The organism is Dinoroseobacter sp. S124A (assembly GCF_049801015.1).
GTDB lineage: Bacteria > Pseudomonadota > Alphaproteobacteria > Rhodobacterales > Rhodobacteraceae > Dinoroseobacter.
The window spans coordinates 286,135-308,407 of sequence record NZ_JBNAGD010000004.1 but is presented as its reverse complement, the minus strand read 5'-3'; the positions used below and the strand labels follow the sequence as shown (position 1 = coordinate 308,407).

The following is a 22,273-nucleotide window of genomic DNA, read 5'->3' as shown; positions in this document are numbered from 1 at the left end:
ATTCGGGAAGCGCCAGAGCGACCGGACGTCTCTTGGCGGGCGCACGGCCTCTGGTTCGCCGGTCAGCCCCAGTCCTTGAGCCGCGCAACATAGCGCGCGAGGGTGTCGATCTCGAGATTGATGCGGTCGCCCACGGCGACATCGCCCCAGGTCGTGGCGGATTTGGTATGCGGGATGAAGTTGATCCCGAACTCCGCGCCCTCGACCTCGTTCACGGTCAGCGAGGTGCCATCCAGCGCGACCGAGCCCTTGGGCGCAACGAATTTGGCCAGCGCATCGGGCGCACGGAAGGTGACCCGGGTGCTGTCGCCCTCATCGCGCATCCGGGTGACCACGGCGACCCCGTCCACATGCCCCGATACGATATGCCCGCCCAGCTCATCCCCGACCTTGAGCGCGCGTTCCAGGTTCAGCCTGTGACCGAGGGTCCAGTCGCCGATATTGGTCTTGTCCACACTCTCGGCGCTGATCTGCACATCAAACCATGGGCCGGTCTCGGGATCCGCGCCCGTTTCGATCACCGTCAGGCAGACGCCATTGCAGGCAATCGACGCGCCCAGATCGATCCCCGCCGGGTCATAGGAGCACCCGATGCGCGCACGCAGATCGCCCGCCTGTTCCAGCGCGCGGATGGTGCCGATATCCGTGATGATTCCCGTGAACATGAACCCAAGTCTCCCGATGGTCTGCGCGTAGGGCACAGCTAGCGGGCCGGGCGAGCCCCGGCAAGACTTCGCTGCAAACCGGCAAGGCTTCGGGCGGTAGTTTACTTAATGGAAACCATTCTATTCCTTCTTGGATACGGTAACCACGCTCAGAGCAGTCACGGACAATCCCCCGGTGCACCCGACCGAGATCACATCGCCAGGCCAGCGGCGCTTCCTGTTCCTGCAGGGGCCCCATGGCCCATTCTTTGCGCAGCTCGCCAGCCTGCTGACCCAATCGGGCGCGCGCTGCTGGCGTGTGGGGTTCAACGCGGGGGATGCCCGGTTCTGGACCGATCGCAGCAGCTATCTGCCCTATGACGGGCGGCCCGAGGACTGGCCCGCCGCCTGTGCCCGGATCCTGACCGAACACGCGATCACCGATCTGGTGCTCTACGGGGATGTGCGGGGTATCCACCGGGCCGCGATCCGCGCGGCGGAGCGTCGGGGCCTGCGGATCCATGTCTTCGAAGAGGGCTATCTCCGGCCCTCCTGGGTGACCTATGAACGGGACGGCGCGAATGGTCATTCGCGGCTGATGTCTCTCGGCATCGACGAGATGACCCAGACCCTGAATGGCCATATGCCCGAACTGCCCGCAGCGCCCGCGCGCTGGGGCGACATGCGCCAGCACATGTTCTATGGCGCGCTCTATCATTTTCACGTGCTGTTCCGAAATGCGGATTACGCCGCTTTCAAGCCCCATCGCGCCCTGAGCGTTCGGCGGGAGTTTCTGTTATACCTCAAGCTGTTGCTGAGGCTTCCTGCCACCATGGTCGAGCGCCGGCTGGCCACGCGCCGCGTGCGGGTTGGCGGATATCCCTATCACCTCTTCCTGCTGCAGCTCGACCATGACAGCGCCTTTCAGGCCCATAGCGACTACGACACGATGACCGAAGTGCTGGTCGAGGTGATGGCCGCCTTCGCCAGCGCGGCGCCGCGCCACCATCACCTCGTGTTCAAGGCCCACCCGCTGGAGGATGGCCGCGCCCATATCCGCGCGCAGATCCGGCGCATTGCCCGGCGCTACAAGGTGTCGGACCGGGTGCATTACGTGCCGGGCGGCAAACTGGCGCGGATCCTCGATCAGGCGCGTTCGGTCCTGACGGTGAATTCCACCGCCGCGCAGCAGGCGCTCTGGCGCGGCCTGCCGGTGAAGTGTCTCGGCCAGGCGATCTACGGCAAGCCGGAGCTTGTCTCGTCCCAGACCCTGCCCGCGTTTTTCCGCGACCCGTCCCCGCCGGATATGCGCGCCTATCGCGATTTCCGGCACTTCCTGCTCGAAAGTAGCCAGGTAACCGGGGGGTTCTACTCGGCCGAGGGTCGGCGTCACCTGCTGCGGCAGGTCACGGATATGATCCTGTCGGCCAAAGACCCCTATGAGGCGCTCGAAACCGGGTCGCCACGCCGTCGCCACCCCCTACGCGTTGTCAAATAACCACGGTTCTGCTGCTGTTTGGCGCAGGGGCGGCGTTCCTGCTTTTCAAAGCCAGACCAGATACCTAGGGTTTTGGGAAAAATGTACGCAATGCGTCTCGAGGAGCAGAAACATCATGTTCGGCAGAACAAGTCTCATTGCCCGCATCAGCCGGGCAAGCATGGTGCTGGTCATCGCTGGAGCGGTCGCAGCCTGTGGGCTACCGCGCAGCGGCCCGGTCAAAAACGAACTGTTTGACGCATCCGTCACGGAGTTGGGCGATGCCTATATCGTCCCCGTGAATGATGCGGTGGCACAGCAGACGGTGCTCCGGGACCAGCTCGGCTTTTCAAGCAACTTCTTGGGTGCAGGCACCGTAAGCCCCGATGCGATCCGCCCCGGTGACACGCTGGGACTGACCATCTGGGAAAACGTGGTCGAGGGCCTTCTGGCCCGCGGCGGGGCCGCCGCCTCGGTGATCGACGAGGTCCAGGTGGACAGCGCCGGGTTCATCTTCGTGCCCTATGCGGGCCGAATCATGGCCGCGGGCAACACCCCCGAAGCCCTGCGCGGGATCATCACACGCCAGCTTGAAACCCAGACACCGGACCCGCAGGTCAGCGTGCGCCGCATCGCCGGCGACGGCGCGACCGTCACCGTGGTGGGCAATGTCAACGGTCAGGGCGTCTACACGATTGAGCGTCCGACCCGGACCCTGTCCTCGATGATCGCACGGGCCGGTGGCGTGAATGCCGAGTTCGCCGATTACGAGCAGGTTCTCGTCCGCGTGATCCGCCAGGGTCAGATGGGCACGATCTGGCTCACCGATCTCTACAGCAACCCCGAGCTCGACATCGCCCTGCGGGGCGGCGACCGCATCGTGATCGAGCAGGATCCGCGCAGCTTCATCGCTCTTGGTGCGACGCGCGGCCAGACACGGGTGCGCTTCGACTCCCAAGACCTGACGGCGCTGGAAGCCCTGGCGCAGGTCGGTGGTCTGGACCCCAATCTCGCGGACCCCACCGGCGTGTTCATCCTGCGGGATGAAAACGAGGAAGTGGCCCGCCGCGTTCTGGGTCGCCCTGAGTTGCAGGGCGAACAGCGCGTCGTCTACATCCTCGATCTGACCCAACCGACCGGGCTCTTCGTGGCCGAGGACTTCCTCGTGAAGGACAGTGACACGCTCTACGTGACCGAAGCGCCGATCGCCCGTTGGAACAAGACTGTCAGCCTGCTGCTGGGTGCTGTGGTTCAGCCCGCAGCCAATATCGAAACGCTGACAAGCAACTGACGCGGGACAGCGACAGACAGGAGGGCGTGCGCGGAGACCCGCGCGCGCCCTTTTTGCGTCCCGGAACCCCGGTCTACCTGTCCTCGCTCAGTCACCTGACCGACCGAAACCTGCGCCGGATCCTCTCGCTCAAGGGTTTGGAGCTGCGTCTGGGCTGGCCCAAGCCCGGCGGGCATGTGGCGATCTGGGGGCGCTCTGGGCGCACCGGGGCCCGGGGCGAGGCCCTCGCCCGTCGCAGCGGTGCCAAACCGCTCTATCTCGAGGACGCGTTTCTGCGTTCAGTGCTGCCGGGCAAGGCAGGTGGGCCGCGCCACGGGATCACCCTCGACCAGCAACGGCCCTATTACGATGCGACGGGTCCCAGCGATCTTGAGGATCTGCTCGCCACCCACCCGCTGCAGGACATTGCCCGCGGAGAGGCCCTTATCGCCGCACTGCAGGAGGCAGGGCTCAGCAAGTACAACGCCGCCACGGCCCCGCCCCCCGCAATCGCCCCGGGCTATGTGCTGGTGGTCGACCAGCTCCGCGATGACGCGTCGATCCGCTATGGCGGCGCGGATGCCGCCCGGTTTGACGCCATGCTGCAGGCCGCGCGCGACGAGAACCCCGGGCGCGAAATCCTGATCAAGGGGCACCCGGCGGCGCGGTCGGACCGTCCCGGACATCTGGGGCCCGATGGCTGCGGACCCTGTGCGATCTGGCCCCTGCTCGCGGGTGCTGCGCAGGTCTACACCGTCAGCTCGCAGGTCGGGTTCGAGGCCATCCTTTCTGGCCACCGGCCCCATGTCTTTGGCCAGCCATTCTATGCCGGATGGGGCCTCAGCGAGGATCGCGCGCCCCTGCCCCGACGCCAGCGCGTGCTGAGCGCGGCGCAGCTGGCCCTCGGCACCCTCGCGCTCTACCCGGTCTGGTATGACCCCTTTCGCGACCGGCTTTGCGAGGTCGAGGAGGTCATCGCCCAACTCGCCAGTCGCGCGCGGGCCTGGCGGGAGGACCACCACGGCTATGTCGCCCATGGCATGCGCCTGTGGAAGCGCCCAACGATCCGCAAGGTCTTTGGCAGCGGCGGGCTGAGTTTCCCGCTCGATCCGGGCCGCGCGGCACAGGCGACCGGGCGCCCCATCCTGAGCTGGGCACAGGCGGTACGTCCCGAGATGGCCGAAGCACGCGCGCCGCTTTACCGGGTGGAGGACGGCTTCCTGCGCTCCAAGGGGCTGGGCGCAGCGCTCGTGCCCCCCCTGTCTCTGGTGCGCGATGGCACGGGGATCTACTACGATCCGGCGGGCCCCAGCGATCTTGAGCACTGTATCACCCGCGCCGCTGCGCGCGGGGCCTCGCCCCGGGGCCGCGCGCTGCTTGCGCGGCTGCGCGCGGGCGGGCTGACGAAGTACAACACGGACGGGCGGCCCCCCGACCCCGCCCCCGACGGCGCGAGGACACTTCTCGTTATCGGGCAGGTCGCGGATGATGCCTCGGTCACGCTCGGCCACGGGGGCGAGGTCCGGGATATGGAGGCTCTGCTCACAGCGGCCCGCGCTGCCAATCCCGCGGCCCATATCCTCTACAAGCCCCACCCGGATGTGGAGGCAGGCCTGCGCCCCGGCCTCACGGAGACCCCGCTGGCCGACAGCATCGCGCGCGGGGCGGACCCGGTGGCCTGTGTGATGGCAGCGGATGAGGTCTGGACGCTGTCCTCTCTTCTCGGGTTCGAAGCACTGATACGGGGCCGCCCGGTGACCTGTGCCGGACTGCCGTTCTATGCAGGCTGGGGGCTGACCCGGGATCTGGCCCGGGATCTGACCTCGCCCCCTCATCCGGCCTTCGCGCGACGGGCGGCACGACCGGATCTGGCCGCACTGGTCGAGGCCGTGTTGATCGACTACCCGCGCTACCACGACCCGGTGACGAACCTGCCCTGCCCTGTCGAGGTCATCCTCGACCGGTTGGAGAGCGGCCCGCCGACCCCGGCCCCGCCCCTGCGGCTATTGTCCAAACTGCAAGGGGTGCTTGCATCGCAGAGCTGGCTCTGGCGCTAGCGGCGGCGCCATTCCGTCAAGACATCCGCCCCCAGAACCGCGCTCCGCACCCGGTCGAAACGCGGTGCCTCCGCCAACCGCTCGAGCCCCATGGGGCCGAGCCCGGCGCGGCCATCCGCCCCGATCGCGCAACCGGCGTGGAACACGGCGAGCCGGTCCACCAGCCCCGCGCGCATGAGTGCAGCGCCGAGCGCGCCACCGCCTTCGCAATAGACCCGGGTCACGCCTTGCGCGCCGAGGACCTGCAACAACCCCTCCGGATCGAGCCCGTCCGGGCCCTCCGGGGTTTCGAGGCAGGTCAGGCCATGCGCCTCTGCCGCGGCAATCCGCGCCGCGGGCGCATCCTCGCCATGGCAGATCCAGACCGGCGCTGCGTCGCTGGCCGTTTCGCTGAGCCGCGAGGGCAAGCGAACATCAAGACCCCGCGCCGCCACGATCCGCACCGGTTGCTGCGCAACACCCATGTCCCGGACCGTCAGCGTCGGGTCATCGGCCCGGGCCGTGCCGGCGCCAATCAGCACCGCATCATGGCGCGCCCGCATCGCGTGCCCGGCGCGGCGCGCCTCGGGCCCGGTGATCCACTGGCTTTCCCCGCGCGCCGTGGCAAGCCGTCCGTCCAGTGTCAGCGCGAGCTTCAGTGTCAGCATGGGACGACCCAGGGTCGCCCTGGTCAGAAAGCCCTTATGATCGATCCGGGCGTGATCCGCGCCGACCCCTTCGGTGACCGCAATCCCCGCCTTGCGCAGGATGTCATGTCCGCCGCCGGAGACGCGGGGATCGGGGTCCTGCAAGGCGGAGACGACCCGGGCGATCCCGGCCTGACTCAGGGCTTCGGCGCAGGGGCCGGTCTTACCGTGATGGGCGCAAGGCTCCAGCGTGACATAAGCCGTCGCGCCTCGGGCCGAATCCCCGGCCTGCCCCAGGGCCATCACTTCGGCATGGGGACGCCCACCGGGCTGGGTCCAGCCGCGCCCGACGACACGCCCTTCGGGGCTGACAATCACGCAGCCCACCGCCGGGTTGGGCCAGGTCCGGCCCATCCCGCGGCGTCCTAGGGTCAGCGCAACCTGCATCCAGCGCAGGTCTGCGGTCATGGCTCAGTTGTCCGGGCTGGTCGGGGGACGCAGTTCACTGACGAACTTGTCGAAGTCATCCGCCGCCTGGAAGTTCTTGTAAACGCTTGCGAAACGCACATAGCCGACCGTGTCGATCCGGGCCAGCGCCTCCATCACGATCTCGCCGATCGTGGCCGAGGGAATATCCGTCTCGCCCATGCTTTCGAGCCGCCGGACAATCCCCGAGATCATCTGATCCAGGCGGTCCGGCTCCACCGGGCGTTTCTGCATCGCGATACGGATCGAACGCTCCAGCTTGTCGCGGTCGAAATCCTCGCGCTTGCCCGAGGATTTGATGACGATCAGATCCCTGAGCTGCACTCGTTCATAGGTGGTGAACCGCCCGCCGCAAGCCGGGCAGAACCGACGCCGCCGGATGGCGACATGGTCTTCCGCCGGGCGCGAGTCTTTCACCTGCGTATCGACATTTCCGCAAAATGGGCAGCGCATGGTTGCTCCCTCGTGTTCCTGCTCTTGGGGTTGGCCCCCAGTTATCCACAGGCACTATAGGTAGCTCTCTATGGCTTGGGTAGAGGGCAATTGGACAGGGCTTATCTTGGGGCGGGACCTGAGTCCGGAATGCCGCACTCACCGGGCAAGGCTCAGCGCAAAAGCGCCACAACCCGTCGATCATGGGGGCGATCCCGATGTTCCACCAGATAGATCCCCTGCCAAGTGCCCAGCGCCATCCGCCCCGCCATCACCGGGATCTGGAGCGATGTGGGCAGCAAGGCCGCCTTGATATGGCCCGGCATGTCATCGGGCCCCTCATAGGTATGGGTGAGATAGGCCATGGTCGGGTCGGTGGTGGGCGGCACCAGCCGGTGAAAGAAGGCCTGCAGGTCGGTCTGCACTTCGGGATCCGCGTTCTCCTGGATCAGCAGAGACGCCGATGTGTGCTGGATCTGCAGGGTCAGCAGCGCCTCGTCCGGGCCCTGTTCCGCGACCCAGCGGGACACGTCTCGGGTCATCTCCGTGAGGCCCGGGCCGCGTGTCGTGACTGTGAAGATCCTATGCGCCATGGGGCGAAGTGTTCTCCGCCGACACTGTCAGGGCAAGTCGAAACTGCGCGCATGTCGTGGCGCCCGACCCTCGGGCCGGACGCAAGAGGGGTCACAAATGCCGTTGGATCAGGCCGCCGCCCGCTTGCGGCGCAGGGCCACAAGACCACCGAGCCCCCCCAGCAGCAGAAGACCCGCCGCCGGAAGCGGAACCGGGGCAACCGAGGCGGTCAGACGGACATTGTCGATGATCACCCCCTGATTGTCCGCCCCCTCATGGGAAAAGATGATCGCGGCGTTCAACGTGCTCTGCCCGGTGAAGGTCGCACTGGCCGAGGCATAGGGGTTCGACGGTCCTGTGACCACCAGCGTCTCGCTGAGCGTGGCCAGCCCCCAATTCAGCGTGTTCGTGCCGTTGCCATTGTTCGTGTAGTCAAAGGACAGCGTGTAGGTCGTCTGCGCGTCCAGATCGAACGTCGCCAGCGAGTTGATAACGCCCGCCGCGTTCGAGGATCCGTCCAGATCAACGCAATTCGTACCGTTGCTGCAGAAGCCCCCGAAAACCCCGCCACCGAGCACATCCACCGTGCCGCTGATCAGGGCCCAATTTGACGGCGTTGTATTCAGCCCCTGCGCAGAGCTCTCGAAATCATCAAAGAACAAAGTGGTATCCGCGCTGGCCGCGCTGGTCAGCCCGAGAGCGGTGAAAAGGCAGACGACGAATTTACGCATGATGAGACCCCTATCCTCTGGTTGCGCCCAGAATAGCGAGGGGCAGCCCGGTGGTCCGTGAACCAGTTACGGTCTGCGTCGCAAAAGAGCCGCGCGCGTCCCTCAGCCTCGAAACAGGCCATCGCCGATCTGGTCTATGAGCATCCTGGCCTTGGTGAGCGCAGCCGCATTGGCCTCATCCGCGCTGGCGAAATGGTCGGCGCGGATCAATTCGTGCGACTTGCCATCCTTCTCGATCAGCGCCGTCAGCCGGTACTGCCCGCCCTCCTTCACGCTTTGCGGCGTGATGGTGAAGCCCTTATGGGTTTCCGATGGGGCCCCGGTGGGCTCGGATTTGCCAAAGAGTTTTGAAAGAAATGGCATCGCGCCCCCCTGTGATCTGACCCTCATGTCATGGCGGGCGCGCAACAGCGATGCGTCCTGCCCTGCACCTTATCTAGTCGTCATCGCGACGGCGATCCACGGGCTTGCAAAAGGATTTGCCGGAATTGACGCTTCTGTTCTCACCCACGCGCCTTGGGCTGAGGGTGACGCCCCCCGATGGCAGGCCCTGCGCCTCGGCGCGCGGGACGATGTCGAACAAGACGCTGGTGGCCCCATCCCGCGTCGTGCTGGGCCCCTCGGCGCGTGTGATGACAAGCCGGTCGCTGGGCTGGGCCCGCAGGAAGCGTTGCGCGAATTCCGCTGCCGCGCAGAAATACTTCATCCCGGATGCGCTCGGCTTGGCATAAACCTCAAGCACGGCGCCCTCCTCGGCGCTGAGGATCACCCCGAACTCGTTGAGCGCACGATAGGGAGATGTCGGCGTATAGCGTTCCGACAGGCTGCGCGCCTCGGCGGAGGCGGAGGTGAGGATCATGAGACCGGCCACCAAACAAGTGGAGGTCATGCGGGTGAGCCCATGAAAGCCGGGTCGAGACATCATGAAACACGCTCCTGTGGATTTGCGGATCAGGCCCGACACTGCGAATGGTCTGGGTCGCAGCAGCCTACGCCCGGATCGACCGGCTGCACAATAACGGTCCCGTGTGTCGCCCGTGGCGGGTCTAGGGAAAGACCACCGCGGCGGCCATCAAAACCATGCAGGCGCCCAGAAGGCAAAGCAGTCGAACAGATTGTGTCATGGTCACTCCCCCAAGTGTGCCTCTCCTACGGAGCCTAGCCAGCTGACCGGTGGATGCCAGCGAGAAGCCAAAACAATCCTGACACAAACGGTGAGATTAGGCGCAAAACCGCCGAGATACGAGGATAGACCGGGACTCTCCGGGCTGGTCTATGACCGGTGCCCGATTATTGGGCGCAGTTGAATCGCTCAGCTCAGCGGCGCAGACCAACTCGAAGCCCACGGCGCGGCGATTGTCCCGCACCTGGCTCGGACCGAAGGCTGTTGTCACCCGGAGATGATCCGTGGGCTCGGCCCGCAGAACCGCCTCGGCATATTTCGCAGCGGCACAGAAATAGTCCCGCCCGATGGCACCGGGACGGTCCCACACCTCGAACTGCTCGGGACCTTGCTCCAGCGGGGCGACCTTGTGGCCGTTCGGCGCGGAATAGGGTCGCTTGGCGCTGACAGTCGGGCTCGGGATGCGGTCGCGGAAGACATAGGCGCAGAACACCACCAGCGCGACGCCGAGGACGAAAATGATAAACTTGCTGCTCATGCGGGGAACGGGCGGTCCGGGCGCGCCGAGATGGCACGCCCGAGGCGCTTACTGGTCCAGGAAACTGCGCAGCTTGCGGCTGCGGCTCGGATGCTTGAGCTTGCGCAGCGCCTTGGCTTCGATCTGACGGATCCGCTCGCGGGTCACGCTGAACTGCTGACCCACTTCTTCGAGCGTGTGGTCGGTGTTCATCCCGATCCCGAAGCGCATGCGCAGCACGCGCTCCTCGCGCGGTGTGAGCGAGGCCAGAACCCGGGTCGTGGTTTCCTTGAGGTTCTCCTGGATCGCGCTGTCGAGGGGCAGAACGGCGTTCTTGTCCTCGATGAAATCGCCCAGCTGGCTGTCTTCCTCGTCGCCAATCGGCGTCTCGAGCGAGATCGGCTCCTTGGCGATCTTCATCACCTTGCGCACCTTCTCCAGCGGCATCTGGAGCTTCTCGGCCAACTCTTCCGGTGTCGGCTCGCGGCCGATCTCGTGCAGCATCTGCCGCCCGGTCCGCACCAGCTTGTTGATCGTCTCGATCATGTGCACCGGGATCCGGATCGTGCGCGCCTGATCCGCGATGGAGCGGGTGATCGCCTGACGGATCCACCAGGTCGCATAGGTCGAGAACTTGTAGCCGCGGCGGTATTCGAACTTATCGACCGCCTTCATCAGGCCGATATTGCCTTCCTGGATCAGGTCGAGGAATTGCAGCCCGCGATTGGTGTATTTCTTGGCGATCGAGATCACGAGGCGCAGGTTGGCCTCGACCATCTCTTTCTTGGCCTGCCGGGCTTCTTTCTCGCCCTTCTGGACCTGCTGCACGATGCGGCGGAACTCGGTAATGTCGACGCCCACATAGGTGCCGACCTGCGCCATGTCGGCGCGCAACTCTTCGATCTTGGTGCTGGAGCGTTCGATGAAAGCCTGCCAGCCGCGCCCGGGCTTTGCGGACATCCGCTCGACCCAGGTCGGGTCAAGCTCGTAACCGCGATAGGCCTCGACGAATTCGCGCCGGTTGATCCGCGCCTGATCCGCCAGCTTCACCATGTTCGAGTCGATGGACATGATGCGCCGGTTGATCCCGTAGAGCTGGTCGATCAGCGCTTCGATCCGGTTGTTGTGCAGATGCAGCTCATTGACCAGCAGCACGATCTCGGCACGCAGTTTCTGGTAATTCGCCTCATCCTCGATCGAGAAGCTCTCATCCTCGTTCAAGGTCGCGGAAATCCGCAGATCCTGCATATCGCTGAGCTGGGTGTAATCCCGCGCGATCAGGTCCAGCGTCTCAAGCACCTTGGGCTTGAGTGCGGCCTCCATCGCGGCCAGCGACATGTTGGCCTGATCGTCCTCGTCATCCTCGTCCTCGGTCTTGGCAATCGGGTTGCCATCGGCGTCGAGCTCGGGCTCGGCGGTCTTTTCCGAGGGGGCGGTCGGGCTGTTCGCGGCCATCTCGACGACCGAGGAGCTTTCCTCGTCATCTTCCATCGCCCCGCCCATGGTCGCCTCGAGGTCGATCACGTCGCGCAGCAGGATGTCCTCGGACAGAAGTTCGTCGCGCCAGATCGTGATCGCCTGAAAGGTCAGCGGGCTCTCGCAGAGACCGGCGATCATCGTGTTGCGCCCGGCTTCGATCCGCTTGGCGATGGCGATCTCGCCCTCGCGGCTCAGCAGTTCGACCGAGCCCATCTCGCGCAGATACATCCGCACCGGGTCATCGGTCCGGTCCAGCGCCTCGGAAGAGGTCGTGGAGACAGCCACTTCGCGCGAGCCGGAGGCCTCGACCACCTGCGTGGAGTTCGAACCTTGGGCGTCGCCCTCTTCGGCCTCGTCCTCCTCGATGATGTTGATCCCCATCTCGGACAGCATCGACATCACGTCTTCGATCTGTTCGGAGCTGACCTGGTCCGGGGGAAGGACCTGGTTGAGCTGATCGTAGGTGATGTAGCCGCGCGCACGCGCCTCGGCGATCATCTTCTTGACCGCCGCTTGGCTCATGTCGAGCATGGCTTCGGCTTCCTGGTCGTCGGTCTTGCGGTCGTCAGTGTCTTTGGCGGCCATTCAGGTTTCCTTGATTAAAGGGGAGCGTGCCGGTTCATCGTCGTGTTCCACCCCGTATGCGAATCAGGTCGTAAGTGATTCGCGCTTCCCGCTTTTATCCGTGTTTACTTAACTTTCCGTGCGGGGTCAGCCCCCGTTTGTCTGTCCTTTGCCAAAGCTGATGCCGTTGAGCAAGTCGTCAAAGGCGCTGCGTTCGTCCCGACTGATTCGCGCACCGTTATCGGCAATGTCATATTCGGTCTTGTCATCCTGGGCGACACGGCCCGCGGAATTGCGGGCTTCGGCGGCCTGCCCCAGCCGCCAGGTGAGTTCTTCGTTTGAGGCCGAGGCGAAATCTTCGATGGCCTCTTCCAGTTCCCGCTGCCATCCCACCTGCGCCGAAAGCTTGGCAAACGCCGCCGCGACCGAGAGCCGGGCGACCTCTTCGTCGCAGCCCGGGCGCAGGGATGGCGCAATCTGCACATGGCGTTCGCGCAGGATGAGATCAAGGGTCTCGCTGCAATCCCTGTCCTCGAAGGTGATCGGTGTGCTGCGGGCCTCCGGGTCCGTGGCCGTCAGGGCCAGGGCGATCTGCCCGTAGCCCGTCGACCCGAACCGGTGATCCAGCAGGGCGGTTTCGAACTCGTCGATCAGGGCCGGATGGGTGCAGAGCGTCGCGAGGATCAGCGCCTCTTGCAGCTGCTCATCCGCCTCCGAGGTGACCAGTGCCGAGGCCTTGAGGTTCGCCGTCGGGCGTTCGGGCCCCTTGGATTTCCAGCCCCCGCCCCGGCCCGGGCCGCGCCCGCCCGAGGGGCCGGACCGAACCGCCTCGCCACCGCCATAACCAAACAGCGTATCGAGCCGGGCTTTGATCTCCTGCCCGTAATGCTGCTTGATCGAGGGGTCCTTGATCTTCGCCACCGACATGCGCAGCGCCTTGCCCAGGGCGGCCTTGCGCTCAGGGCTGTCAAAGGCGCGCCCCTCGGTCTCGCGCTGCCAGATCAGGTTCAGCATGGGCTGTGCGTCCCGCAACAGCGCGCCCATCGCCTCGGCCCCGTCCTGTCGTATGACGTCATCGGGGTCCTTCTTCTCCGGCAGGATGCAGAAGCGCAGGGATTTGCCCGCTTCGATCAACGGCAGGGCCAGATCGACCACGCGCTGCCCGGCCTGCAGGCCCGCACGGTCCCCGTCCAGCGCAAAGATCGGCTCGGGCGAAATCCGCCAGAGCAATTCCAGCTGTGGTTCGGTGACAGCCGTACCCAGAGGCGCGACCGCGGCCGGGAACCCCGCCTCCGAGAGCGCGATCACATCCATATAGCCCTCGGCCACGACCAGCATATCGGACTTGCCCGCCGCCTCCCGGGCACGCGCATGATTGAACAGCACCCGCGACTTGTCGAAGAGCTCGGTCTCAGGCGAGTTGAGGTATTTCGCGCCATCCTCCGGGTCCATGGCCCGCCCGCCAAACGCAATTGCCCGGCCCCGCGCATCGCGGATCGGGAACATGATGCGGTTGCGGAACACGTCGTAGGGCCGCCCGCCCTCCTTGCGCGAGGGCTTGGCGAGCCCGGCCCCGAGGATCAGCTCCTCGGCCACGCCCTTGCCGCGCAGATGGTCCCAGAGATGCTGCCAGCCTTCGGGGGCAAAGCCGATTTCCCAGCGTTCGCAGGCGGCCTCGGACAGGCCGCGCCCGGCCAGATAGGCCCGCGCATCCCGGGCCGCGCCGGCCTTGAGGTTGAGCCGGAAGAACTGCACCGCCTGTTCGGCGACCTCGCTGAGCTGGGTGCGCCGGTCCGCCTTGGCCGCGGCCTGTGGGTCGCGGGCAGGCATGGTCATGCCCGCCTCGGCGGCGAGGATCTCCACCGCTTCCATGAAGCCGACATTCTCTGTTTCGCGCACGAAGGAGATCGCATCGCCCTTTGCGTGGCAGCCAAAGCAGTAATAATACCCTTTGCGATCATCCACATGGAAGGAGGCGGTCTTTTCCTGATGGAACGGGCACGGGGCCCACATATCGCCCTTGCCCTGCTGGGACTTACGCATATCCCAGACAAGCTTGCGCCCCGCCACCTGTGCCATGGACACGCGACCGCGTAATTCGTCAAGGAAACCGGGTGGCAGACTCATCTGTGAAATATCGGTGCCCTGCCCCGCGAAGTCCAGCGCTCGCGGTCAGAGTCTTTGCCTAGCGGCCCTGCGGCGGCGAGACGCGGTGGCGCGCGGCGCGCTGGGTCATGTCCCGCCGCAGATGCGCCAGAGCCGTCTCCGCGTAAGAGCGCATGACCCAAAGCTCGACCGCCGAGGACAGGCGCACCAGCAGGACCGCCATGTGATGCCACTCGGTGCGCGCCGTGGCATGGACCGCAAAAGCGCTCGGACGCAGGTCAAGCGGGGTGCCCCGCGCCAGCACGTCCTCCCAGCCCGGGCCGGCGAGGCGCAGCCGCGCCCAGCCATCGGACAGCTCGGTCACCATCGCGCAGTCCGGCGGGATCGCCCCCGGGGGCAGCGCCCCGACCGCCAGGATCTGGTCCCGCCCGGCCCAGAGACAGCGCAGATGCGGGCTCTCCACCGATTGGCCCGGTCCGGGCAGCCCCAGCCCGGTGACCGCGCACAAGGCGTCGGAGGCGGCTTCGTGCGCCCCCGGAAGGGGCAAGATCGCATGGACCGGCTCCGGTGCGGGCTCGGTCAGCACCCAAGGCCCGATCTGCACCGGTTTCAGGGTCGCGAAGGGCGTTTCAGCATGCAGGTCAGCCACGGGCGCGCCCTCCATCCGGGTCATAGGCCACCGGGCCCGTGACCACGCAGTCGGTTGCCACCCCGCGCAGGTGATCCACCAGCCGCACCGTCTCGCCATGCCGCCCGCGCCCCGCGCGCAGGAACCCCAGCGCCAGGGGCGTCCCGAGGGTCGGGGAATAGCAACTGCTGCTCACATGGCCCTGACTGGTTTGCGGCGTCAGATCCGCGCCCGTCGGGAAGAGATGCGCCCCTCCCCCGCCTGAACCGCCACCGGCCCACAGGACATGAACGGAAAGCGGGCCGCCTCGGGTGCCGTGCCCAGCACCCCACCCAGCAACGCGCGGGCCTGTGGGCCTGCAATCGCGAATTGTGCCCAGTGCTCGGTCACCGACAGAAACCGCAGACGCAGCTCGGGGCGCAGGCATTGCTGCACGAAGTCCAGATGCTGCATCACCTGCCCGGCCGCAGCGGTCGTGGTGGTGATCAGGTAGCGATCCGGCCCGAGACAGGCCACGGTCCCGTCATCCATCACATGCCCGTCCTCGTGCAGCATGATCCCATAGCGGCACCGCCCGGGCTTCAGGGTGGAGATCCGGTTGGCATAGACAAAATCAAGGAAGGCCGCCGCATCCGGCCCACTCAGCTCGATCTTGCCGAGGGTCGAGACATCGCAAACGCCCACCGTCTCGCGGACAAAGCGGACCTCCCGGGCGCAGGCGATGCGCCAGTCCCGCTCGCCCGGGCGCGGGAAATGGCTCGGGCGGTACCAGAGACCGGCCTCCAGCATGGGCGCGCCCGCCTCGGTTGCCGCCCGGTGCGCGGTCGTGCGCCGCTCGGGCGCAAAGCCCTTGCCCTGCGCCCCGGCCCCGATCGCGGCCAGCGAGACGGGGGTATAGGGCGGGCGGTAGGTGGTTGTGCCGGTCTCGGGGATGCCGCGCCGGGTCGCATCGGCCAGCACCGCCAGCGCCAAAAGGTTCGAGCTCTTGCCCTGATCCGTGGCCATGCCCTGGGTGGTGTAGCGTTTCATATGCTCGACGCTGGTCATGTTCTCGGCGGCGGCCTGACGGACATCCTTGACCGTGACGTCATTCTGCAAGTCGAGCCAGGCGCGATCCTTGCCCGGGCGCAGCCCCTCCACCGCATAGATCGGGGCGAGGGCATAGGGCGCATCCTCCGCCTCGGGGAGCGCGATCTCGGGCGCGCGGAGCTCCAGCTCGGCCAGAGCCCGCTGCGCCCCCTCGAACCCTGAGCGCAACGCCCCATGGGTAGAAAACACGCCCGCCGCCGCGCCCACCGCCGCGAGGCCGGGCACCGCACCCGGGCGCGGCAAGAAGGTTGCCAGATCCGGGTCCCAAACGGGGCGGCCATTCATGTGGCAGGTCAGGTGGAGCGTCGGGTTCCAGCCGCCGGACACGCCCAGCGCGTCAACCTGCAACCTCTCCAGCCCGGACGGGGTGCGGACCGTGATCTCCCGCAGGCCGAGCCGCCCCTTGGTGCCGACCACCTGTGCCGCGCGCAGCACAGGGTAGTCGCCGGACGGCCCCTCCGGACGGGTGTCGATCATCGCGACGACCGTGACCCCGGCAGCCTGCAGGTCCCGCGCCGTGCGATGCGCGTCATCACTGTTCCCGAAGACCGCAACCCGCGGCCCCGGCGCGGTGGCATAGCGATTGGCGTAGCTGCGCAGCGCTGCCGCGGACAGGATCCCGGGGCGGTCATTCATCGGAAAGGCGATGGGCCGCTCGAGCGCGCCGGACGCAAGGATCGCCCGGCGTGCGGTGATCCGCCAGAAACACTCCCGCGGCAGGGCTTCGGGCGGCTGCGCCAGATGCAGCCCCACCCGCTCGAGCGCGCCAAACACGCCGCCGTCATAGGCACCGGTCACTGTGGTGCGCATCATGACGCGGACCCGGCCCGTCGCCTCCAGCTTGCGGACCATCTCTGCGGCCCAGACAGGCCCGGGCTGGCCATCCACCGCCTCGCACTCCGACAGGAGCCGCCCGCCGCAACGCGTATCCTCCTCGGCAAGGATCACATCCGCCCCGGCCCGCGCCGCCGTGAGCGCCGCCATCAACCCGGCAGGACCCGCGCCGATGACCAGCAAGTCGCAATGGGCAAATGCCTTCTCGTAGGTCTCGGTATTGGCCTGCCCTGACAGCGCGCCAAGCCCCGCCGCCCGGCGGATCGCGGGCTCATAGACCCGTTCCCAGAACCGGCGCGGCCACATGAAGGTCTTGTAATAGAACCCCGCGCCGAGAAAGCGCGCGGCGAGGTCCGTCACCTCCATCAGGTCAAACCGCAGGGACGGCCAGCGGTTCTGGCTGCGGGCGTACAGGCCCTGAGAGAGCTCGACCTGCGTGGCCCGCACATTCGGGACCTGCCGCGCGAACTGCCCGACCTGCATCAGGGCGTTGGGCTCGTCGGATCCGGCGGACCAGAGCCCGCGCGGGCGGTGATACTTGAACGACCGCCCCAGCACCCGGACGCCATTCGCCATCAGGGCGGAGGCGAGCGTGTCCCCGGCAAACCCGCCCATCCAGGCATCATCGAACTGAAACCGCAATGGCGCGTCGCGGTCGATCAGGCCGCCCCGGTCGAGCCTCATGCCCCGGCCTCCGCAGAGGGCAGCGCCACCCCGATGATCTCATGGGTTCGGGTGTCGCGCCGCACAACCAGCCAGCTGCCGCATCCCGCGCCGTGATACCAGAGCTCGCGCACCACCCCCGCCGGGTTGTCGCGCAGATGCAGATAGCCGTCATAGCCCGCCGCATCGCCGGGCGCGGGCCGGGCCAGATAGGTCTCATCGCCGCGATAGGTGAACTCCCGCACATCGCGCGGGCCGCAAAGGGGACAGGGAATGCGCAGGTCGGACGCCTTTCTATGGAACCTCGGCCTCACTAAAGCCGCCCGATCCGCGCCTGACAACACATCCGCGACGCGCTGTACCTCGGTTTGCGACGCCCGGCGGGGAAACCGCGCGCAGCCCTTCTGACCAATCGATGACGAAAGGCTCACGGTGGGCGCGCAAGACTTCGGGCATCTTCACCTCAAAGCTACAGGATCATATATGCCATTTTTGACTGCGCGCGCGCCCGATCACCAGATCCCATCCCGGTCGTTTCGCCGGTTCAGCACCCTGAGCGCCGGATGCGCAGCGATTGCCATTCTGAGCGCGTGCGGAACCGGAACGACCACCGGATCGCCGACACCCACGGATAATGAACTGCGGGAAGGCGATTTGTCCGGAACGGTTGTGCGGGACGAAATCATCCCGTTTTCGGCAACCTTCATCACTGGCGGCAGCGGGAACGAAGACCTCTCCATCACGGGCGAGGTTCAGGACCGCGTTGTCCGACTGGACTCCGATGGCACCCTGGTGTTCGCACCGCGCATCCGCAACGTCACGGCGGTCTTGTCCGAGTGGAGCGTCATCGGCATCGAGGACGTGACCTCCACCGGCTTCGGCCTTCAGGATGTCGCGCTGTCTTACCGCACCGATGGCCTCGGCACGGTCCAACCCGCGACCTTCACCCGGTCGCCCGACGGCGACAGGATCACCCATACGTTCAACCTGAATCGCGAAGAGACGACACTGGGCGCCGTCGGCCCCCCGGGTGCGGAACGGCAACCGGAGGATATGCGGTTCATGTGGATCGAAACAGGGGCCACCGAATTCACGACCGATGGGACGATGACGATCAATGCGTGGTCACAATCCTTCAACGGACGGCGCGAGCAGGTGATCGTCCTGACAGGCATGGCCGCGCCGACGCTTCCGGACACGCCCTGAGGCCGGTTTGGGGGCGGTGCTAGTGCAGGTTGTGCTGGCTGCCCGTTGCCTCTTCGTCGATCAGATGGCCCGTCCGGAACCGGTCCAGCCGGAAGCGACGGGCCACTTCATGGGGCTGGTCGGTGGCCATCAGATGGGCAAGACACCAGCCCGAGGCCGGCACCGCCTTGAACCCGCCATAGCACCAGCCCGCATTGACATAGAGCCCGGCGACCGGGCTGTGATCGATGATAGGTGAGCCATCCGGGGTCATGTCCATGATCCCGCCCCAGGAGCGGAGCATCTTGGCTTTGCCGATCATCGGCATCAGGGTCATGCCCGCCTCGGCCACATGCTCTGCCATGGGCAGATTGCCCCGCTGGGCATAGGAGGCGTAGAAATCCAGATCGCCGCCAAAGACCAGCCCGCCCTTGTCGGACTGGCTGATATAGAAATGCCCCATCCCATAGGTGATGACCTGATCGATGCAGGGCTTGAGCCCCTCGGTCACGAAAGCCTGGAGCACATGGCTCTCGATTGGCAGGCGAAACCCGGCCATCTCGGCCACCTGGCTGGAACGCCCTGCCACAACCATCGCGACCTTGGGCGCGGCGATGGGCCCGCGCGTGGTCTCAACCCCCTTGACCGCGCCGCCCTCGATCCGAAAGCCGGTGACCTCGCAATTCTGGATCAGATCCACGCCCAGCCGGTCCGCCGCCCGGGCATAGCCCCAGGCCACCGCATCATGGCGCGCGGTCCCGCCCCGCTTGTGCCAGAGCCCGCCATAGATCGGGAACCGCGTCTGGTCATAGTCGAGATAGGGCACCATCCGACGCAGCGCGTCCCGGTCCAGCAGCACCGCGTCGTCGCCCTGGGTGATCATGGCGTTGCCCCGGCGCACCGCCGCATCGCGCTGGCCGTCGGAGTGGAACAGGTTGATAATCCCGCGCTGGGAATGCATCGCGTTGAAGTTGAGATCCGCCTCCATCCCCTCCCAGAGCTTCAGGGAATGGGAATAGAACTCGGAATTCCCCGGTAACAGGTAGTTCGCCCGCACGATCGTCGTGTTCCGGCCCACATTGCCGCCGCCGAGATAGCCTTTTTCCAGCACCGCGATCCGCGTCATGCCGTGGTTGCGCGCCAGGTAATACGCCGTCGAGAGCCCGTGACCGCCGCCCCCGATGATGATCGCGTCATATGCCGCTTGCGGCTCCGGGCTGCGCCACAGGGCCGGCCAGCCGCGATTGCCGCGCAAGCCCTGTTTGAGAAGTTCAAAAGCCGAATAGCGCATGGCTCTCCCGTGTTCGACCTCGCGTCCAGGCCTTTGCCTGCAGCTTAGCAAAGCCGCAACACCTTGCACGCCCCTGATTTCACCGCTTTCCGGTCTGGTTGCGACGCCCGGCCCGGGGCGTTTAACGCGCCCTTCATTGAATGCACGGCATAAGAGCGCGCAGATCCCGGAGCCCGGAAACCCCCTGCATTTGACAGGCATGTCCCGGTTCCTGACCAGCTTTGCCCGATTTCTGCCGCAATATCGCAGAGACTGGCGGGGCGGATTTGCGTTCCGTGGAACGTGTGAAAGTAGGTGTGTGATGAGTACGGGCAAAAACGAAGGCCACGACCCAAGGGCACGCGCAACCCCCTTGCGCGCAGTGGTGGCGTTCTGGCGCGACGAGGCCGGGGTTCTGACCGGGTTTTCCCTCTATATCTTCATCCTGATGATGATGATCGCAGGCCTGACCATCGACGTCATGCGCTATGAAGCGGTGCGCACGCGGCTGCAGGCCACCTCCGATCGCGCGGTTCTCGCGGCGGCGGATCTCGACCAGACAACCGACGCCGTCGCCGTGGTCGAGGATTACTTCGCCAAAGCCGGAATGGCCGACTATCTCGAAGGGGTGCAGGTCTCCAAGGGCCTGAACTACAAGGAGGTCGAGGCCCGCGTGAGTGCGGAAATCCCGACCTGGTTCATGAACATGTCCGGCATCGACACCCTGAACGCCTTTGCCCGCAGCAAGGCGGAGGAGCGGATCCAGAATATCGAGGTCTCTCTGGTCGTGGACATCTCAGGCTCCATGGGCAGCAACAACAAGATCCAGAACCTGCGCACGGCGGCGGACAAGTTCGTGCGCACGATGATGGCCGCGAATGACAACATCACCGCCGACGGCACCGGCCTGACCTCGGTCTCGATCATCCCCTATCACGCGGTGGTCAGCCTGCCCGATTACCTGATCGCGAAATACAATGTCTCGACCCAGCAGGAGGTCAGCAATTGCGTGCGCTTTGCCCCCAGCGATTTCCAGTCGATCTCGCTCAGCACCACCGATCCCCTGGATCGGCTGGCCCATTTCGACCGCAATAACAGCAACCTCTACACCCAGAATGGCGATCGCAAGATCAAGCGCCCCTGGTGTCAGGTCGGCGATTACGGCGCGATCCTGCCCCTGTCCACGAATCTCACGGACCTGACCGCCAAGGTTGCCTCCCTCGGGGCCAGCGGCAACACGGCGACGGATCTGGGCATGAAATGGGCGGCCGCACTCCTTGACCCCGGCACCCAGAGTGTTGTCACCGACCTGATCACCGAAGGGCATCTGGACGGCGCGCTCGCCGGTCGGCCCGTGGCCTATGAGGATACCGAGACGATCAAGGTCGTGGTGCTCATGACCGACGGGGAAAACACCTCGCAATACGATCTGAAGGACAGTTTCAAGGGGACCATGTCGCCGGTCTGGTGGCACGAGCCGAGTGACGAGTTCTTCGTCTATTTCCAGAACCGCGCGAACCAGAACAAACAACCCTGGTGGGATGTGGGCCGCACACCGGAAAGTGACACGAACGGCAACGACGCCAAATACGGCGATGGTGACTGGGATCCGGCGATCGAACGCCCGGATGCCCGACAGCTCAGCCATGCAGAGCTCTTCGGGACCTTCAGCGTACGCTACATTTCGGAGTATTTCTTCCGGGTCGAGAATGACAGCCAGTCCAGCACGCGCAGCACCTATCGCAACGCGGTGACGCGATATACCGGCGATGGCACTGCCGACGACTACACCGAGGCGCTCTGCGACAAGCTCAAGGCCAAGGACGTGGTGATCTTCACCATCGGCTTCGAAGCCCCGGCCCGCGGTCAGACCCTGATGAAGTACTGCGCCTCCTCGTCCGGGCATTACTTCGACGTGAAGGGGGTCGAGATCTCGCAGGCCTTCAGCTCCATCGCGAACACGATCCAGCAGCTGAGGTTGTCCCTGTGATCCACGCCCTGCGGAAATTTCTACGACATGACGAGCGGGGCACGGCCACGATCGAGTTCGTGATCGTGTTTCCGCTGATCATCGCCGTATTCATGTCGACCTTCGAGGCCGCCATGCTGACGGCGAAATACACCATGATGGAGCGCGCACTGGACCTGACGATCCGCGAGCTGCGGCTGAATGCCGACACCCCGCTCAGCGAGAGCGATGTGAAGGACATGATCTGTCAGGAAACCCTGCTGATCTCCGATTGCCGCTCCACCATCGTGGTCGAGATGAGCGAGATCAATCCGCCGGTCTGGACCTGGCCCGCGACCCGCGCGGCCTGTGCGGACCGGATCAACGACACCCTGCCCGTGGTCACCTACACGCAAGCCCAGGCCAACAAGCTCGTGCTGGTGCGCCTCTGCACCATCGTGGATCCCTGGTTCCCCCTCACCGGTCTGGGGCTTGCCCTGTCGAAAGACGAGAGCGGCGGCTACCAGATGACCACGGCCTCGGCCTTTGTGGCAGAGCCTTGAGGAGCGTG

At 65.8% G+C, this 22,273-nt stretch carries 19 protein-coding genes and 1 pseudogene; 6 read left to right on the top strand and 14 right to left on the bottom strand.

The annotated features are described in order from the left end of the window. Nucleotides 1-62: 62 nt before the first annotated feature. Complete coding sequence (locus tag ACP15I_RS11850; protein WP_424965903.1) at nucleotides 63-665, bottom strand: riboflavin synthase; 603 nt, start codon at nucleotides 663-665, stop codon at nucleotides 63-65. A gap of 190 nt (nucleotides 666-855) precedes the next feature. Between ACP15I_RS11850 and ACP15I_RS11845 the strand changes: the two genes are divergently transcribed. The 3 genes from ACP15I_RS11845 (at nucleotide 856) to ACP15I_RS11835 (ending at nucleotide 5,448) form a co-directional block, all read left to right on the top strand. After that, nucleotides 856-2,142: a capsule biosynthesis protein gene (locus ACP15I_RS11845; protein WP_424975428.1), complete on the top strand. Its 1,287-nt coding sequence runs from the start codon at nucleotides 856-858 to the stop codon at nucleotides 2,140-2,142. 115 nt (nucleotides 2,143-2,257) lie between these two features. After that, nucleotides 2,258-3,412 (top strand): polysaccharide biosynthesis/export family protein, encoded by a 1,155-nt coding sequence (locus tag ACP15I_RS11840; protein WP_424975241.1) that lies wholly within the window; start codon nucleotides 2,258-2,260, stop codon nucleotides 3,410-3,412. Nucleotides 3,413-3,438: 26 nt separating this feature from the next. After that, complete coding sequence (locus ACP15I_RS11835; protein ID WP_424975240.1) at nucleotides 3,439-5,448, top strand: capsular polysaccharide biosynthesis protein; 2,010 nt, start codon at nucleotides 3,439-3,441, stop codon at nucleotides 5,446-5,448. Here the strand turns inward: ACP15I_RS11835 and ribD are convergent. The 12 genes and pseudogenes from ribD to ACP15I_RS11775 form a co-directional block, all read right to left on the bottom strand. Further along, nucleotides 5,445-6,542 carry a bifunctional diaminohydroxyphosphoribosylaminopyrimidine deaminase/5-amino-6-(5-phosphoribosylamino)uracil reductase RibD gene (gene ribD / locus ACP15I_RS11830; protein WP_424975239.1) on the bottom strand — a complete coding sequence of 366 codons (1,098 nt, stop codon included), beginning with the start codon at nucleotides 6,540-6,542 and terminating at the stop codon, nucleotides 5,445-5,447. The genes ACP15I_RS11835 and ribD overlap by 4 nt on opposite strands. A 3-nt stretch (nucleotides 6,543-6,545) precedes the next feature. Further along, nucleotides 6,546-7,013: a transcriptional regulator NrdR gene (gene nrdR / locus ACP15I_RS11825; protein ID WP_424965898.1), complete on the bottom strand. Its 468-nt coding sequence runs from the start codon at nucleotides 7,011-7,013 to the stop codon at nucleotides 6,546-6,548. Between the two features lie 152 nt (nucleotides 7,014-7,165). After that, nucleotides 7,166-7,585, bottom strand: coding sequence for a secondary thiamine-phosphate synthase enzyme YjbQ (locus ACP15I_RS11820; protein WP_424975238.1), 420 nt, complete (start codon nucleotides 7,583-7,585; stop codon nucleotides 7,166-7,168). Nucleotides 7,586-7,693: 108 nt separating this feature from the next. Then, the gene (locus tag ACP15I_RS11815; protein ID WP_424975237.1) at nucleotides 7,694-8,296 is read right to left on the bottom strand and encodes a VPLPA-CTERM sorting domain-containing protein; all 603 of its coding nucleotides are present in this window, start codon (nucleotides 8,294-8,296) and stop codon (nucleotides 7,694-7,696) included. 102 nt (nucleotides 8,297-8,398) lie between these two features. Then, on the bottom strand, nucleotides 8,399-8,659 hold the full coding sequence (locus tag ACP15I_RS11810; protein ID WP_424975236.1) for an HlyU family transcriptional regulator: 261 nt from the start codon (nucleotides 8,657-8,659) through the stop codon (nucleotides 8,399-8,401). Nucleotides 8,660-8,732: 73 nt separating this feature from the next. After that, a complete protein-coding gene (locus tag ACP15I_RS11805) occupies nucleotides 8,733-9,155 on the bottom strand; it encodes a hypothetical protein (RefSeq protein WP_424975235.1) in 423 nt (140 codons plus the stop codon). Between the two features lie 361 nt (nucleotides 9,156-9,516). Continuing rightward, nucleotides 9,517-9,957, bottom strand: coding sequence for a hypothetical protein (locus ACP15I_RS11800; RefSeq protein ID WP_424975234.1), 441 nt, complete (start codon nucleotides 9,955-9,957; stop codon nucleotides 9,517-9,519). Nucleotides 9,958-10,005: 48 nt separating this feature from the next. After that, on the bottom strand, nucleotides 10,006-12,000 hold the full coding sequence (gene rpoD / locus ACP15I_RS11795; protein WP_424975233.1) for an RNA polymerase sigma factor RpoD: 1,995 nt from the start codon (nucleotides 11,998-12,000) through the stop codon (nucleotides 10,006-10,008). Between the two features lie 126 nt (nucleotides 12,001-12,126). Beyond that, nucleotides 12,127-14,106: a DNA primase gene (gene dnaG / locus ACP15I_RS11790; RefSeq protein ID WP_424975232.1), complete on the bottom strand. Its 1,980-nt coding sequence runs from the start codon at nucleotides 14,104-14,106 to the stop codon at nucleotides 12,127-12,129. A gap of 58 nt (nucleotides 14,107-14,164) precedes the next feature. Continuing rightward, complete coding sequence (locus ACP15I_RS11785; RefSeq protein WP_424975231.1) at nucleotides 14,165-14,734, bottom strand: sarcosine oxidase subunit gamma; 570 nt, start codon at nucleotides 14,732-14,734, stop codon at nucleotides 14,165-14,167. After that, nucleotides 14,727-17,320 (bottom strand): annotated as a pseudogene (locus ACP15I_RS11780) (2Fe-2S iron-sulfur cluster-binding protein). The gene ACP15I_RS11785 and the pseudogene ACP15I_RS11780 overlap by 8 nt, the downstream one beginning before the upstream one ends. Further along, nucleotides 17,317-17,613: a sarcosine oxidase subunit delta gene (locus ACP15I_RS11775; protein ID WP_424975427.1), complete on the bottom strand. Its 297-nt coding sequence runs from the start codon at nucleotides 17,611-17,613 to the stop codon at nucleotides 17,317-17,319. Before ACP15I_RS11775 ends, ACP15I_RS11780 begins: the two are co-directional and overlap by 4 nt. A gap of 169 nt (nucleotides 17,614-17,782) precedes the next feature. On the opposite strand from ACP15I_RS11775, the gene ACP15I_RS11770 reads away from it, so the two are divergent. Next, entirely contained in the window at nucleotides 17,783-18,505 is a 723-nt protein-coding gene (locus ACP15I_RS11770) for a hypothetical protein (RefSeq protein ID WP_424975230.1), read from the top strand. A gap of 19 nt (nucleotides 18,506-18,524) precedes the next feature. Here ACP15I_RS11770 and ACP15I_RS11765 read toward each other — a convergent pair whose 3' ends face one another. After that, nucleotides 18,525-19,775, bottom strand: coding sequence for a sarcosine oxidase subunit beta family protein (locus ACP15I_RS11765; RefSeq protein ID WP_424975229.1), 1,251 nt, complete (start codon nucleotides 19,773-19,775; stop codon nucleotides 18,525-18,527). Nucleotides 19,776-20,076: 301 nt separating this feature from the next. Between ACP15I_RS11765 and ACP15I_RS11760 the strand changes: the two genes are divergently transcribed. Next, the gene (locus ACP15I_RS11760) at nucleotides 20,077-21,744 is read left to right on the top strand and encodes a pilus assembly protein TadG-related protein (protein ID WP_424975228.1); all 1,668 of its coding nucleotides are present in this window, start codon (nucleotides 20,077-20,079) and stop codon (nucleotides 21,742-21,744) included. Further along, on the top strand, nucleotides 21,741-22,265 hold the full coding sequence (locus ACP15I_RS11755) for a TadE/TadG family type IV pilus assembly protein (RefSeq protein WP_424965882.1): 525 nt from the start codon (nucleotides 21,741-21,743) through the stop codon (nucleotides 22,263-22,265). Before ACP15I_RS11760 ends, ACP15I_RS11755 begins: the two co-directional genes overlap by 4 nt. Nucleotides 22,266-22,273 lie beyond the last annotated feature (8 nt).

What these genes read in the sequence shown, in the direction of transcription:
- ACP15I_RS11805 (WP_424975235.1), bottom strand. Translation starts at nt 9,155, where the DNA reads ATGATCCTCACCTCCGCCTCCGCCGAGGCGCGCAGCCTGTCGGAACGC.
- ACP15I_RS11820 (WP_424975238.1), bottom strand. Translation starts at nt 7,585, where the DNA reads ATGGCGCATAGGATCTTCACAGTCACGACACGCGGCCCGGGCCTCACG.
- nrdR (WP_424965898.1), bottom strand. Translation starts at nt 7,013, where the DNA reads ATGCGCTGCCCATTTTGCGGAAATGTCGATACGCAGGTGAAAGACTCG.
- ACP15I_RS11765 (WP_424975229.1), bottom strand. Translation starts at nt 19,775, where the DNA reads ATGCGCTATTCGGCTTTTGAACTTCTCAAACAGGGCTTGCGCGGCAAT.
- dnaG (WP_424975232.1), bottom strand. Translation starts at nt 14,106, where the DNA reads ATGAGTCTGCCACCCGGTTTCCTTGACGAATTACGCGGTCGCGTGTCC.
- ACP15I_RS11850 (WP_424965903.1), bottom strand. Translation starts at nt 665, where the DNA reads ATGTTCACGGGAATCATCACGGATATCGGCACCATCCGCGCGCTGGAA.
- ACP15I_RS11800 (WP_424975234.1), bottom strand. Translation starts at nt 9,957, where the DNA reads ATGAGCAGCAAGTTTATCATTTTCGTCCTCGGCGTCGCGCTGGTGGTG.
- ACP15I_RS11810 (WP_424975236.1), bottom strand. Translation starts at nt 8,659, where the DNA reads ATGCCATTTCTTTCAAAACTCTTTGGCAAATCCGAGCCCACCGGGGCC.
- rpoD (WP_424975233.1), bottom strand. Translation starts at nt 12,000, where the DNA reads ATGGCCGCCAAAGACACTGACGACCGCAAGACCGACGACCAGGAAGCC.
- ACP15I_RS11815 (WP_424975237.1), bottom strand. Translation starts at nt 8,296, where the DNA reads ATGCGTAAATTCGTCGTCTGCCTTTTCACCGCTCTCGGGCTGACCAGC.
- ribD (WP_424975239.1), bottom strand. Translation starts at nt 6,542, where the DNA reads ATGACCGCAGACCTGCGCTGGATGCAGGTTGCGCTGACCCTAGGACGC.
- ACP15I_RS11840 (WP_424975241.1), top strand. Translation starts at nt 2,258, where the DNA reads ATGTTCGGCAGAACAAGTCTCATTGCCCGCATCAGCCGGGCAAGCATG.
- ACP15I_RS11770 (WP_424975230.1), top strand. Translation starts at nt 17,783, where the DNA reads ATGCCATTTTTGACTGCGCGCGCGCCCGATCACCAGATCCCATCCCGG.
- ACP15I_RS11760 (WP_424975228.1), top strand. Translation starts at nt 20,077, where the DNA reads ATGAGTACGGGCAAAAACGAAGGCCACGACCCAAGGGCACGCGCAACC.